Annotated in this window: 7 protein-coding genes, 1 tRNA gene and 1 pseudogene; 1 reads left to right on the top strand and 8 read right to left on the bottom strand. The window is 68.4% G+C overall.

Annotation, left to right across the window (positions count from 1 at the left end):
* Window positions 1-423: 423 nt before the first annotated feature.
* On the bottom strand, window positions 424-657 hold the full coding sequence (locus tag BMY61_RS20280; protein ID WP_042450257.1) for a hypothetical protein: 234 nt from the start codon (window positions 655-657) through the stop codon (window positions 424-426).
* Window positions 654-4,454: a colicin E3/pyocin S6 family cytotoxin gene (locus tag BMY61_RS20285; protein WP_174514510.1), complete on the bottom strand. Its 3,801-nt coding sequence runs from the start codon at window positions 4,452-4,454 to the stop codon at window positions 654-656. Before BMY61_RS20285 ends, BMY61_RS20280 begins: the two co-directional genes overlap by 4 nt.
* A gap of 604 nt (window positions 4,455-5,058) precedes the next feature.
* Here BMY61_RS20285 and BMY61_RS44235 point away from each other — a divergent pair.
* Window positions 5,059-5,637: an Lsr2 family DNA-binding protein gene (locus tag BMY61_RS44235; protein WP_083555185.1), complete on the top strand. Its 579-nt coding sequence runs from the start codon at window positions 5,059-5,061 to the stop codon at window positions 5,635-5,637.
* Between the two features lie 83 nt (window positions 5,638-5,720).
* Here BMY61_RS44235 and BMY61_RS20300 read toward each other — a convergent pair whose 3' ends face one another.
* The 6 genes and pseudogenes from BMY61_RS20300 to BMY61_RS20325 all read right to left on the bottom strand — a co-directional run bounded on the left by BMY61_RS20300 (window position 5,721) and on the right by BMY61_RS20325 (window position 13,879).
* On the bottom strand, window positions 5,721-6,434 hold the full coding sequence (locus BMY61_RS20300) for a hypothetical protein (RefSeq protein ID WP_143094450.1): 714 nt from the start codon (window positions 6,432-6,434) through the stop codon (window positions 5,721-5,723).
* An 8-nt stretch (window positions 6,435-6,442) separates the two neighbouring features.
* Window positions 6,443-6,844 carry a hypothetical protein gene (locus BMY61_RS20305; protein ID WP_052438864.1) on the bottom strand — a complete coding sequence of 134 codons (402 nt, stop codon included), beginning with the start codon at window positions 6,842-6,844 and terminating at the stop codon, window positions 6,443-6,445.
* A gap of 168 nt (window positions 6,845-7,012) precedes the next feature.
* Complete coding sequence (locus BMY61_RS20310; protein ID WP_042450260.1) at window positions 7,013-9,754, bottom strand: DUF7825 domain-containing protein; 2,742 nt, start codon at window positions 9,752-9,754, stop codon at window positions 7,013-7,015.
* Between the two features lie 5 nt (window positions 9,755-9,759).
* A pseudogene (locus tag BMY61_RS20315) lies at window positions 9,760-11,130 on the bottom strand (SWIM zinc finger family protein).
* A gap of 991 nt (window positions 11,131-12,121) precedes the next feature.
* Window positions 12,122-12,188 (bottom strand) — tRNA-Ser (locus BMY61_RS20320).
* 209 nt (window positions 12,189-12,397) lie between these two features.
* Window positions 12,398-13,879 carry a hypothetical protein gene (locus BMY61_RS20325; RefSeq protein WP_042450264.1) on the bottom strand — a complete coding sequence of 494 codons (1,482 nt, stop codon included), beginning with the start codon at window positions 13,877-13,879 and terminating at the stop codon, window positions 12,398-12,400.
* Between the last annotated feature and the right edge of the window lie 130 nt (window positions 13,880-14,009).

Consider the following 14,009-nt stretch of genomic DNA (forward strand, 5'->3'; position numbering starts at 1 on the left):
GTGTCATTCCGGCAGCGCCGACCCTCCGTCGTCCCGGCGAGCCAGTCACGGATGCAGCTGCGCTCATCCGCGACGCTGAGCGCGTCGTCCCGGGCACCCACCGTCCACGGCGTCGCGAGTAGCCGCAACGGCCGGAACCGAACCGACGAAGCGAAAGGCGGCCCACCCGCGAAGGGTGAACCACCTTATCCGCCTTGCCATTTGAAGCCGGTGCGCCGCCAGGGACTCGAACCCCCGACCCGCTGACAAGAGCCGAGCTGGATCATTTCCCAGTAGCACTAAAACACGGCGAAATTCACCGTTCTAGGCTGATCTGTCCGTCTTTGACAGGAGCGCCAGTCCCGATGGCGCCAACCGGCATCCATCGCGATCGGCCCCGTCGCTCCCACCACGCTCTCACCACCTTGGGCACGGCACCCGGGTTCAGTCAGCTCGGGCCACAAGGAAATACTCCACTCGGTCCGCATCTGCAGTGATACCGAGCAGTTGCTCCATCTCCGGGATGCGGGACGGCGGGACGTCGAAGACCGATCCAACGAGGTCAGGATGGTCGCCCACCCATGCAGCCGCCGTGTCGATGTCGAAACTTTCCGGGAGTCGGTACTCCTCGGTGATCCATGGCTGCCCCTTCTCGGCAGCCTCGATCATCCAGATCACTTGACGCATTTCCTTCCCGACACCGGGCCCTTGAGTTGCGCCCCCGTATTGGGATCGTACGCACCGAGGTGCCGTCCGTTCTTGTCGTACTTCTCCACCTCGCCGTGTTGCGAGTCCCACTCGTAGATGTTCTTCCCGTCCTCCCAGCGAGCGCGCTTGCCACCACCACCCTGGACCGGCGTCTTCGCTGTCGCCTTCCTGGCGTTCGGGAAGCCCGGCAGGGAGGTCGGCGCCGGCACCCGGGTCGGGATGGTCCGCTTCGCGGGAGTGGGCGTAGGGGCCGGGTTGGCGTTTCCCCCGCCGCCTCCTGAGCCCTTGCGCTTGGCCAGTCCCAGCGGGTCGATCTCGTCCAATGGATTGGCTACATAGCTGTACGGATCCGGGGCGGGGACGAGGCCAAGGGGGTCGGGGGCCGTGAAGCGACCGGTCTGCGGGTCGTAGTAGCGGTGCAGCGTGTAGTCGAGGCCGGTTTCCTCGTCGTGGTACTGGCCCGGGAAACGCAACGGGCAGTCGGCCTCGGGGTCGCTGCGGCGCAACGACAGGTCGGTGCCCCACAGTGATCCACTCCGCTCCCAGGCAATGTGACCATCGGCGGTGACCAGGTGCGTCGGGGTGCCGACGAGGTCCCCGATGATGGCCCAGAACCGCTCGCTGACGGTGTCGTCGGCTACGGCGGTGCGCCGTACCTGTGCCCTGGGGATCCACGTGCCGGGTTCGTACTCCCACGTCGTCATCGTGACGGCCGAGTCAGTGGCTGAGCGGCGGCCTTCCTCCGCGAGGACCTCGTCGTCCCAGCAGAAGCGGCTTTCTGACACGACCGTGCCGTTGGCATCGAGCCGTCGCTTGGCCGTGCGGCGTCCCAGCGCATCGTAGACGTAGTTCCAGTGCTCGCCCTCCGCATTCTTCGCGTCGGTGAGTCGGTCGAAGGCGTCGTAGCGGTAGGACCAGTCACTCACTCGGCCGGAAAGCGTACGCCGTCGGACCTTGATGACTCTGCCCTGGTCGTCGTAGCTGTAGGACGTGCGTCCTGCCGCACGCAGCTGAGCTCCGGCGTAGGTGCGGCCGCCGGCGACGTCGAGGGCCTGGCTTCCTGCAGCCGAGTCCGTGAGGGCGCCGGCTTCGTCGTAGCGATAGCGCTCCGTCCAGGTCGCCGCCTCCACGGCGGTGACCCTCCCAACGGAGTCGAGTGCGAAGCTCCGACGGCCCACACCGCTGTCGTGATGTCCGATGGCAATCCCGTCCGCCCGATAGGTCCACTCGCTGCGATGCAGCAGACGCGGCGCCATGCCGTCGACGGAGGCCTGAGAGGCGGTCAGGCTCTGACTCGTCAGGCGTCCCCGGTTGTCCCAGGAGCTGCTGACGGACGTCGTCCCGCCCACACTCCGATGCTGTTCGCGACCAGCCCGGTCGTAGTCAACGGAGACGACGTTTCCGGCAAACATCATGTTCGTGGCCTGGTGGGCCTCGTCGTATTGCCACGCTGTGACGACGCCCGCCGGGGTCCTGCGCTCGGTTCGCCGCCCCAAGAGGTCGTAGCCGTGGGCGAACGACAGGCCGTCGGCGACCTCCGCCAGAACACGGCCGCAGGCGTCGTGGCGGAAGGCGACATCGACCCAGTCGTTCCGGGCGCTGACGAGATTTCCAGCCGCGTCGTACCCGAACGCCGCTTGCGCGCCGGCATCGGTGGTGTGTCCGGTGACGCGTCCAACCGGGTCCCAGGCGTAGGTGATGCTCTGGTTCGCGCCGTTGGTGCGTCGTACGAGCCGGCCGGCGGCGTCGTGCTCGTAACGGAGCGTCCTCCCGTTGAAGTCGGTCTCCGAAGCGAGATCACCCAGCGCGCTGTATTTGTACCTCCACTCCCGCCCCGCAGCGTCGACGACCGACGTCAGGCGCGGTTCATTGTCGTAGGCGAATGCGAGGCGAGCCCCCTCAGCGTCGATGCGAGCGGTCGGCATACCGAACGGCCCCGACTCAAACCGAGTACGGTGCCCCGCCGCGTCAACATGCTCCAGCAGGTTGCCCTCAGGGTCATGGCGGCGTTCCTCCCGGGTTCCGTCGGGGAGTTGCCGCCAGGCGGGCCTGCCCTCGACAGTCCAGCCGTAACTCGTGACCGTCCCCAGCGGGTCGGTCTCCACGATGAGCCGTCCGAACGGGTCACGCTCGTAGCGAGTGGTACGTCCCAGGGGATCGGTGACCGAGACGGGCAATCCCGCCGAGTTCGCCCCGTAGTACGTTGTCTGACCGTGGGCGTCGGTCTCCGCCACGGTCCGCCCCTGGCCGTCGTAGGTGTAGCGGGTGACCGCCCCACACGGGTCAGTCACCGAAGTCCGGTTCCCCTGCGCGTCGCACTCGTAGTGCCACGTCGGGCCACCAGGCTCTACCAGCACACGCAGGAAGCCGGCCGTGTCGTACTCGGCGGCCGTCACGGTCCCGTCCGGGTGGTCGATCCGCACGGTGCGGCCTTGGCTGTCGCGGGTGTAGCGGGTGACGTGCCCGAGGGGATCGGCGTGGCCGAGCAGACGGCCGTACGGGTCGTAATCGGTGCGGACTACATGGCCGAGAGCGTCTGTGACGGAAGCGACGTGCCCCTGCGCGTCGTAGGCGTAGACAGTTGCGTGGCCGAGACTGTCGGTGACCGTCGTAGTCCGCTGGACCACGTCGTAGGCGAACGCGGCGGCGAGGAACCCGCCGGTCCCGTCCCCTCGGGCGACACGCCCGTCCGATCCGTACTCGTAGGCATACCAATGCCCGTTGCGGTCGGTCCAGGAGGTGATCCGGTCCTGCTCGTCCCAGCCGTACACCAGCGGGAGACCCGAGGAGTTGAGCACGGCGGCAAGGCGTCCCCGGTCATCCCACTCGTAGCCGACGACGCGCGTGCCCCGCCCTTCGTCACTGCCGTCGAGCACCCGCAGCGCCGCGAGCCGCGGCCCTCCCACGGTGTGGACCGTGTCGATCGCGACCCGGTAACCACCCGAGTGCCGCACCTCGACGGGCAAGCCCTCAGGCCCGTAGAGGTGCTCGATGCGGTGGCCGTTACGGTCGGACATCGCCGTCAGCGCACGCGTCTGTTGTTCACCCCCGGCAGGCGGGGGATCGAAATGGCGGACCCACCCCGTCTCCGGGTCCTCGATGCGGATCGTCCCGCCCGGACCGTCCCAGGTGAGCGGCCAGCGTGCGCCCCTCACCGGCAGCACGCGCGATGAGGAGTCCGTCGGAAGCGGGTAGTGGAGGATCTGCGCGTCATCGCCCACGAAGCTGATTCCGTCCGCATCGACCCGCACACGCTGGTCGAGCGTCGACGACCAGCCCGGGCCCAGCCATTGTCCGTCCATGTACCCCGACGCATAGGCGCGCCGCAGCTCCAGCGGCAGCAAACCGGGCAAGGCCAGATCGGACGCAGAAGTGATCATCTGGCCGGTGACCACGTCGACCGGATCGCCACCGGTCGTGCACCCGCCGTTCCCCTCGGACGGCTGCCCCGGCCGCGGTTCCCCCGCTCCGGGATCAGGCCGCTCTCCGCCAGGGCCCGTTGCTCCCCCACCGTCAGCTGCCCGGCCGCCGCCCCCATCCCCCGGCCCAGCGGGGTCCCCGACATGAGGCGAATGTGCGTCCTTCTCCGCCGACTTCGCAAGGCTACTGGCGGTGTTGGCCTCGTTCTCGGCCGCATGCTCGGCGACCTGGGTGGCCTTGCTCTTGGTTTCACTCAAGATGTCGCGATAGGCATTCGCGAAGTCCCCCGCCAAGCCCTTTCCGGACTTTTCAGCGGCCTCCTCGAAGGCCTTGGCAATCTGGCTCACCGCGCTGCTCCCCCGCACGCCCCTGCTCCAGCATGTCAGGAGCACGCTATCAAGGGCCCGTTCGACTTGATCATCTCGTCTGCAGGCCGACGCGGAACGCAACAGCGGTCCTCTGCATGCCCGAGCTGCGCTCCCACAGCCGGCGAAAGTGAGATCTGCGGCAGCGCGATCATCACGGAGCCGTAGGTCGCACACCGCCCTGACCGTGCCCCGCCGGGGAGGCGAGGCCCCGGATGCGGTGATCCGGGAGAACATTTCAGAGTCGAACGGAGACGACGCCTCGAATGATGGCATTTTGCAGCCATTGCGAGGTAACCCGCAGGCATGGCTGCCGCGACCATCCGCGAAGTACCCGACTCGTTCCTCGAACAGCCGAAACTGAAGGCAGCCCAGGGCGGGAAGAGCCTTCAGCCGTACCTTCCCGACCTCGTCACGCGGGAGGCCACCACGCCCTCCCTGGCCGAGATGATGGCGCGGCTGAGAAGTGGGCGAGCCAGAAGGACGATCCGCAGGCGAGTTCCTCGCCCGCGATCAGTTCGGTGTCCTGGTACTCCGGGATAACCACGGTCAGCACGGGTGTGCTCGTGCCGGGAGGATACCCAGCGTGCCGAAGTCGAAGGTCGAGCCATGCCCCATCCGCCGCCATACCGCCAAGGCCGGCCGACCCGAGCACATGCTCGGGTCCGCCGGCCCGGCGCTCCGCGGGATGGCTGATCTCAGCGATGTCTTCGGCAAGTCCCCAAGCTGCGCCGTCGGCTTCAAGGCCGAGACGACCTTTGACGGTTTCCCCGGACCACCTCCAAGGCCCATTCTGGGAGAGACACTGCGTGACGGAGGTGTCCTGATGGGCCTGCTCTGGAGACTCCTCGCTCCGAAGTCCGTGAAACGTGCACGACGCTCCGTAGGCAAGGTGGCGCACCCCGTGCGCACCATGACCCCCAAGCCGATCAAAGGGGTGCGACGCGCGGCCTATGGGACGACGCACCCGTGGGAAGTGGTGGAACGCGGGGTCGAAGACCAGGTCGTCCGCTCGGCGCGCAGCCGGCCCCCATCACCCGTCGTCGCTCGCAACGGCGCGAGCAGCGCGCAGGTTCGCGCGTGGGCGAAGCGGAGTGGGTACTCCGTGGCGGACAAGGGCCGCCTGCCCGCGTACGTGATCGAGGCCTACAACCGCTCCCACTGACGCGTGCGAGGCCCAGGGCGCGCGTCCACGATGATCTGGAGCCTCGACACGCTCAGCCGGTTCCTCCGCCGGCGCGCCAGAGGTCATTCGGCGTAGGTGAGGATCGGGTGGGTGGGGTCGTCGGCGCAGACCAGCAGCCATAGCTGTCCGCCGCGGCCGCCCCATACGCCTGTGGGACGGTTGTCGTCCCAGTCCTCCGGATCGCCCCACCGGAACCCAGGATCACCGTTGGGCAGCCACGGGCCGTTGAGTGCCTCGGAGGTCGCACCGAGCAGCAGGACCGTGGGTGCCCCGCAGGAGCATCGTTCAGCCGGTGGGGGCCAGAACCCCACGTTCGGGAGCCACCCGCCCATTTTCCAGCCGGGCGTCCCCGCATGGTCGGCGTAGTCGTGCTGATCGAAATCGTTGCGAGGTTCGCCGGTCGCGGTCCACCGGGCGCAGTCCTCCTCCAGCCCGGCCGGCAAGATTCTGAGACGGCCGTCCCTGAAGTCGTCTTCGTCCGGGTCCGTGAGTGTGATCGGCGGGTACTCCTGGACCAGCTCGGGATGCAGAATGCACGCCCGCGGGGTGAAGTCGACGTCCTCGCCACGGGTGAAGAGGTTCAACGCGGGGTTGGCGTCCATTACCGTGCCCAGCTCCGACTCGGTTCGCCAATACAGGCGCACGCGCGGCTCGTAGTCGTCCGCGTGCGGGTTCGGGCACCACAGCACCTGCAGCATGTCCGTGCCGTCCGGGAACATCCACTTCGGCAAGGATGCGATCCCCCTGGGCACGTCGTGGCGGTAGAGCTGCAGCACGGAGGCCATCACCACTGGCTGGTGCGGGAGATCGCGCACCGGGGACAGTTGCTGGGGGCTGCCGAAGGCGCGTCGTGTCCGTGCAGCACACGCGTCAAGGCAGCCGCGACGCCGGGATCCAGCCTCCGCAGTTCGGCCTCGCTCTCGAGCGGGTCACCGTCCAGGATCCGGCGCAGGTCCTCGATGGCGGCTTCCTGCGAGCTCGGTTCACCATCGTCGATCGCGTGGTCCTCGGTGCAGGTGGGCCAAGACTCGCTCACGGGCCACGCAAGGGGGCCTCCCACGGAGCTGTCCCCGGCCTGGGGCGTGCCACGACGCGGATGGAGACGCAACGCCGTGCGCGCGTAAGCGGCCAGCTCCGGGTGGAGGGCGAGCAACTCGGCGCGACGGCCCGGGGTCGTATCCACCATGGCACAAGGCTCCTGAATTCCGGAGGCGGGTATTTGTCTCGGATGATGCAGTTGAAGTTCGTCAGGCTGAAACGCTGCGAAGGCAGTTGTCCCTGGCGCATCGGATCAACTGCTCTGGCGCCAACGAGCGTCGAAGTGTGCCGTTCCCGGCTGATCCGTTCCCCTCTCTCACTGACGCAGGATCTCCTGCAGGCGCCTGGCCTCCTTCGGGAGCCTCGCGGGCTTGGCTTGGAGCGCCAGTTCGGCGAGTTCAGGCAAGTCGCTTCGCACGGGTCCGAGTGCAGCGCACTCGGACCCGAGGGACAGGAGATCCGGCAGACCCTTGAGTGCCGGGTTCGCGGCAACAGCGGTGATGAGGGCCCGGACGACGCCCCACACGTGCGTCGCGGCGCCGACGCGCGCGGCCTCGCCGAGGGCCTTCAGGAAGCGGCCGGGTCGTGCGATGTGCTCGTGCCACAGCGCCGCAAGGAGTCTGCCGAGCAGGGACGGATCCAGCTTGTCGAGGGCGGCGAGTGCCAGCAGTGCGTCGACCGCCGCGGTGCGGCTCGCGGGGCCCGCAGCGGTCAGCCCGTATGCCAGGGCGAGGTGCACCACCGGGGCAGGGGATGACCCTGCCCACGCGAGGGACGGCAGCACGGTGATGGCGGTGGCGGAGCTGTCGTCGTCGGCCTGCTTGAAGAACGTCGGCAGTGCGTGGGCGGCGATCAGGTCGGGGTGGTGCGGCGTGATGCTGGGCCACAGGCCGATCAGGGTGTTGGAGCGTCCGTTCCACGTGGGCCAGTAGTACGCCTGGGGCTCCAGGGGATCGGGGGTCTGCGCCAGGATGCCGGCGAGCGTGCACTCCTCGGGCTCACTGCTGGTCTTCATGACTGGCACCACGCGGGGCGTCGAGATCCTGCGGTGTCCGGTGGCGTCGGGGAGTTCGTCGACGCCGAAGGCTTGGGTGTGGAAGTCGGAGAACACTGGCAGGATGACGGTCTCGCTTCGCGGACCGCCCAGCATCCGCGCGTGCCCGGCGATGTCGGCTCGCGCGGCATCGGGGAGGCGAAGAAGTGCCTGTTCGAGATCGTCCGCCCAGGGTGTGACGGATTCGGCCTGGAATTGGTCGAGCCGACCGGCGAGTACGGCTGGGTCGATCGCCCCGTCAGCCGTGGTCGGGGTGGCAAGCAGGAACGGCGCGGTTCCGCTGGGCAGGTGCTTGGTGATCTCGTGGATCCGCCGCAGCGGAATGTGGTCGACGCTCGTAAAGAGCTCCTCGAGGAGGAGGGTGCGGGCATCGAGCGCGACGCGGGAGGAGCGCCCGGCGAGGACGTCCATGAGGCAGCCCAGGGCATGGGCCATCGTGGTGGCTGACCAGCGGTTGGCGTCGTTCTGGGCGGGATAGCGGGTGGCGAGTGGAGCGAAGGCGGCGGCGACTGCGTCACGCTCTGCGTGGTGCTGGACCACCGCGCCTTCCAGAACCCGTTCCAGCTCCATCGGGTCGATCTGGCGAGTCACCAGAGCGGCGGCGAAGCGCTCGGCGAGTTCTGTCGGCGATTCGATCGCCTCGGGCATCGTCCGGACCGCCGGGACAGGAAGCTCCAGGGCCAGATTCTCTGGTTGCGCGGTGCCTGTGCCGAGCAGGCGGGCGGCTTCGCTCTGGAGGGAAGCGTCGACCATGATGGCCGCGTCTCTCAACTGCTCCTGCATCTCAGGACCGAGCAGTCCGATCCAGCGGGCGGCGAGGCCGAGGGCCCGCTCCTGAACCGCTGCCGTGGGGTGGCTGAATGCCATGGACAAGGCGCCCGCCAGAACGGCCGACTGCGCGGTGTCACGCCGCACCACCTTGTCCATCCACGCGAGCTGCGCTGAGACGAGGGTCGTCTCCGAGCGGGTGAGGACGGCCGAGCACAACTCCTCGAAAGCGTCCGGCTCCAAACGCCCCTGTGAGTCCAGGGTCTTCAGGAGCTTCTGGGCGATCTTGCCCACCGTCCCCGCCCCGTCGGCGGCCAGCCGGATGTACATTCCGACGCGGTCAGCCGTCTGTTCCGGGGTGGGCGCGAGTTGGTCGTGCAGGGCGACAAAGCCGCGCAGGTTGCCCGGCCGGTCGCCGCGAAGGAGCTTCGCCAGACACTGGTCAAGCAGCGCGCCCCGGTCGAGCACTCCCTCATCGGCGAGCGCTGCCAGCACCTTGGGCCACTCGTTGTCGGCGCCGAAGCGCGCCGCGTACGGGTCGGTGAACTCACTGCCGATGTCGTCAACTTCGAACAGCCTGGGCACGAACTCTGCAAGACGCGGTTCGGCCCGCAGCCAGGAACGCAGGGTGGTGTGGTGCGGCACCGGGGCGCGCCAGCCCTGGGCCGCGAACCATTCCCGGATCTCCTGATGCTGGTAGCGGATGAGGCTGCCTTGGGAGACCCAGCCGCGGATGAATCCGTCGGTGGCCGGCAGGTCCGTCTCGGACCAGGCCGCCAGGCCGTATGTGATCAGCCAGGGTGCCAGTCCACGGTTGGTGGGGAGCCACTCCGCAAGGCGGACGGCCAGCTCCTGCTGCCAGGCCGGGTCGCGGTGGCCGAGCAGCAGTAGAGCGAGGATCCGGTGGTAGTCGGAGTTCGTCGAGCCACCTCCGTCCAAGGGCCATGTGGTGTGCAACAGGCGACGCTGCGTCAGCCAGGAGTACGCCTCTCTGGGCGTTCCCGAGCAGAGAATGCCGGCGACGAACGTGGCGGCCAACTGGTCGTGTGCCACCATGTACCGTCCCGAATCCTGGGACATCTCCCGCCGAAGCTCCTTGAGCAGCGCCTTCAGAGGCGCCCGAAGGTGCCGGAGCTGAGAGGCCGATATGCCGGCCAGACGCTCGATCACGTTCTGCGGTACACGGCCTGCGATCAGGGCGCGCAGCTCGGTCCAGTCCATCGTCTCGTTGTCCATCGCCGTCATATCCGCTCGCCGCTTCCCTTGCTCTGATTCCGGACCACCAGTTGCACCGCCAGTACGTGCTTGCAGGGGCCACGGCCACCCCGGTAACGGGCCCACCACTCGCACGTGCAAGCCCACCCCGCCGAGCCGCGACGCACGCGATGGTGACCGTCCCCGACCTCCGCTGTTCCGCCGGCGTTGCTCCAGTCGCCCAGTCGGACGACTCCCTCAGCGACGAGGGTGCGGGCGCCGCGCAGACGGGGGTTGAAGCGCTCCACCGACTCGGAGTTGAACGGCAGATCCCGGTGGAAGTACTCGGCCTCAGCGAGGTCGTAGCCGATACGCCCCGCTGCGGCCAAGCCGGCCAAGGCCGCCCTGGTCCGCTCCTCGCTGAGTTCGCAGCGCTGCGCCAGTTCCCTGGTGCCGATCCGGGCCTGCCAGGCCAGACAGTCCGCGACCGCCTCCACGTCCCGTTCCTCACCAGACCCGAGCAGCCCGTGGAGAATCGCTCCCTCACCCGAGAAGCCACGCGATGCGTTCGGCGAGAGCACCAGCAGGAGCCGCATCCCGGGCAGTCCCACCTCCCAGGCGCTGGGCTGGGGCTGCCCATCCACCACGGGCGGACCCTACAAGGTCAGCGCCGTGGCGAAACGAAGCACCCGCCCCAGGGCTCCGAGCCGTTCCGGCCCAGGCAGACACACCGCGCCCGGAACAGGCCAGGAGGTGAGCCGCAGCGAACCGCCCGAGGCCACCACCCACAAAGGCGCCCCCGAGCGCCCGCGCGGCAACGAACGCAGGAACCGCACTCCGGCCGCCGCAGGCACCCGGGCACGCTCATCGAAGCCGGCCGAAATCACCTGAACCTCGCCGAACCCGCGGACCCACCGGTCAGGCAGCGCGACCTTGCGCTCGACGATCGGCGCCGCGCTGTCCAGCGTTCGCACGGCCAAGTCCTTTGGGCCGACACGCAGATGCAGCGGCTCACCCGTCCGGATCCGGGACAGTGCGTCCCGAAGGGACAGATTCACGTCCACATTGGTGGTTCCGTAGCCGGTCTCCCCGTCAAGGCCGGCCGGCAGGACATCCAGCCGGGCATACACGCCCCCGCACGCGGAGAACGACTCGAACCGCAACCGGTCGCCGTGGCCCGTCACGACCGGGTCGAGCAACCCCGGCCGGGGCCGGTAGTAGTCGGCGGCCGCCACATCCGCGACCGCCAGTAGAGCGGCAGCCGCCGCCTGCGAATGCTGCAGGAAGCCGTCGAAGAAACGCGGCTCGCCAACCCAACCGGCGGGTGTCACGGCCCCCGATGTGGACAGCAGGAGGCCCGTGTCGGTAGAGAACGTCGACGCCCCTTGATAGGCGTAGATCTGTGTCTGCGTCGGCATGGCGCAGAACCTATCCCTCACCTCCGACAAAGCCGCAGGCCGGGGCTGGCGCCCGCCCTTCGGGGTGCCGTGGTGGAACTCCTGGCTCACAGATAGAACGTCACTTGTCGGAAATGCTTGACGACTGCGGGGAACGCGGTCGCGCCTCTGCCATTGTCCTCAAGGGTCTGTGGAAACCAGTGGCCGAGCGGGCGCCGGCATTGGCAGGATGCCGGGCGATGGCCCCCCTTCGAACTCCTTCGACAACCTCATCCAGCACGCACGCACCGTCGTCCTGACCGACCCCGCGTGGGAACCGTGGGCAGCCTCGGCGAGCGCAATCCCGAGTGGCTCACGCAGCAGATGCTTCTGTGAGCCCGCCCTCCCCGATTGAGTGCAATCAGAGTAGGAGCGGCCTCGCACCCGATCGGCCGGCATCATCCAAGTGAGGTCGGGCGCTTGGGAAGGCGGCACGGGTACGCGGTTCGGGTTCGGTGGACAAGCGGTGCGGCTGCCGGGACGGAGGCAGCGGTCGTCAGCTCGGCGGTCGCTGCCCCAGGCTCGGCCGGCGCGAGCACGGCAGCTGGTACTTCGCCGCCCCGCGCGGCTACGCCACGCGCGACCGGGCCCACGCCGCCCTGCGGAGTCTGCGCCGCTTCAGGCCGCTCACGGTCCGGGACGGGCTGGGGCAGTGGCTCGCCGCCCACACCCGGCTGCGCTGCGCGCCACCACCCGCCAGAACTACCGCTACCTCGACAGCATGGCCCGCGTCGGCCGCGGCACCGGCCCGCTCAGTGCCTCCACGCTCATGCGGGCGCGTGCCGCGCTGCGCACGGCCCTGAACGCGGCCGTCCGCACGGGCCTGATCGAAAGACGCAGCTCAACCGCCCTCTCAACCCGAAGCGGATACTCAGGCCGCCTCACCTCAACCCCGCACCAGACCCGACAAAGCGAAAGGCGGCCCACCCCGCGAAGGGTGAACCGCCTTATCAGGCTTGCCACTTGGGCGATGTGCGCCGCCAGGGACTCGAACCCCGGACCCGCTGATTAAGAGTCAGCTGCTATAACCAACTAGGCGCTACCGGACTGTGCCATCCAGTCCATGCGGCGCCATTCTATCCATTTCGGGGGGCGGGTAGGTGCCTAGCAGTACCAGTGGCTGTCACCCGAGACCGGGGGCGCCGCTCCCACCACGCTCCCACCAGCGGCGCTGAGAGCGTCGACGATCTCAGCCCCGACTCAGCGTGTATCCCGAGATCCTGGCAGTGCGGTAGGCAGTCGCGAGCCCTCATTCCCAGCCGTACCTGTTGCCCTCCGGGCCGTGAGGGCTCCACTCACCAAGGAAGGGTTTGAGGTCCTCGGGCTTGACCTTCCTGGCCTCGGGCATCGTGGGCAGACCCTGGAGTGGATCCAGCGCGAGCACGTGTGCACGAGCCCAAGCCAGCCACTGCCTGGCTGACTCCATGGCCGAGGCGTCGTCTCCGGCCTGGGGCTGGGAGAGGCGGGCCTCCAGCGCGCTGCAGTAGGCGCGCAGACCCTCTGCCTGCCGCCACTGCTGTGCCTGCTCGCGGAGCCGCTCGGCGTACTGCTCGTGGATTGCCTGCTCGTTCGCCGCGGTCATAGCGGCTTCCCAGCGCACCTGGCGTTCTGCTTTCGCCCGCTCCTCGTCGATGGCGCGCTGCTGGTCCTCAACGGCACGCAACTCGAGTTCCGCGAGCACAACGGGCAGGAGTTCCTCGACGGTCCAGCGCTGCCGGTCCCGCCAGGCACACTGGCGAGTGGCGCGGTAGCGAGGAACCTCGATGACCAGACGCGCGGCCTTTGTCGGGTCGCTGGACTGCGGGGACTCCTGCTGGATGGTGACGGTGTAGCCAAAGCTGTCGATGACGATGTCGATTTCGCCCTCGCGCCGGGAGTAACTCGACGGATGATGCCGGCCGTTGTAGTAGTACGGGCGGCTACGGTGGTAGTCGGAAACCGGTCGTTCAATAACGCGGTGCCCGCGCCGGACAGCTTCCGCGGCCAGCGCCTGGAACATGAGAAGTGCTCTGCGCCGTTGCGGGGCTGGCATCACCAGTCGGTCGGTGTCGTCGCGCAGGCTGGCAACAACGGGGTGTGGATCTCGCAGCTGTGCTGGCACCGGTACCGGAGCCAGTGCTTCCAGGGCAACGTCTGACAGCTTGGTCGAGGTTCCGTTGGCGAGCGAGATCTCGAAGTCCTTGGTGCTGTTCCACAGGCGCCGGGTCTCGATTCGCTTCCCTGCGGGGATGAGTTGGTGGCGCTTCGCGTACTCCACAACACGTCGCCGGTCCTTGATCGCCTCGTCCGTCGGAGATGCGACAACGACCCTGTGCTCGGCCGTGAGGCGTGCGATCAGTTCCGCTGCCTCCGCTGCTCGCCGAGCTGGCAGTTGGATCGAAACAGCGGTGTGAACACGAGCCTTAACCGCCTTCGGTGTCCCGGCTGCCTCCTCGGGCGGGGGGACGTCCCCAACCGCAGTGACGACTGCACTGGTGGTCGCCACAGCCGACTGCACCTTTCGGGAGGGGTTCTCGGGGTGCTGACCATGCTCCAGGTAGTAGCGCCCAGCCTCTGTTAGCTCGGCCTCCCACCGACCGCCCCGGCGATCGACGGTGATCAGGCCGCGATTTCGCAGGGCATAGCCAGTGGTGCGGGCCCCTGAAGGAACCGGCGAGCCGGTTGACTCTCCGGAGGCGATGCCCTGGAGCAAAGCCAGCTGGACATCATTCAGCGGATCCCATCGATGCATGCCACCACGCTCACATCCCGATCTTCACCCCGAGCGGACACTGGGCTTCACGACGCCGTTCGCCCCACCACGTTCACACTCTCGCCAGGTCGGGCCAAACCGGCGCGACGAGGGAGTGGCCGAGCGCCTC

This window comes from Streptacidiphilus jiangxiensis (assembly GCF_900109465.1).
In the GTDB taxonomy this organism is placed as follows: domain Bacteria; phylum Actinomycetota; class Actinomycetes; order Streptomycetales; family Streptomycetaceae; genus Streptacidiphilus; species Streptacidiphilus jiangxiensis.

What these genes read in the sequence shown, in the direction of transcription:
- BMY61_RS20305 (WP_052438864.1), bottom strand. Translation starts at nt 6,844, where the DNA reads ATGGTGGATACGACCCCGGGCCGTCGCGCCGAGTTGCTCGCCCTCCAC.
- BMY61_RS20310 (WP_042450260.1), bottom strand. Translation starts at nt 9,754, where the DNA reads ATGGACAACGAGACGATGGACTGGACCGAGCTGCGCGCCCTGATCGCA.
- BMY61_RS20325 (WP_042450264.1), bottom strand. Translation starts at nt 13,879, where the DNA reads ATGCATCGATGGGATCCGCTGAATGATGTCCAGCTGGCTTTGCTCCAG.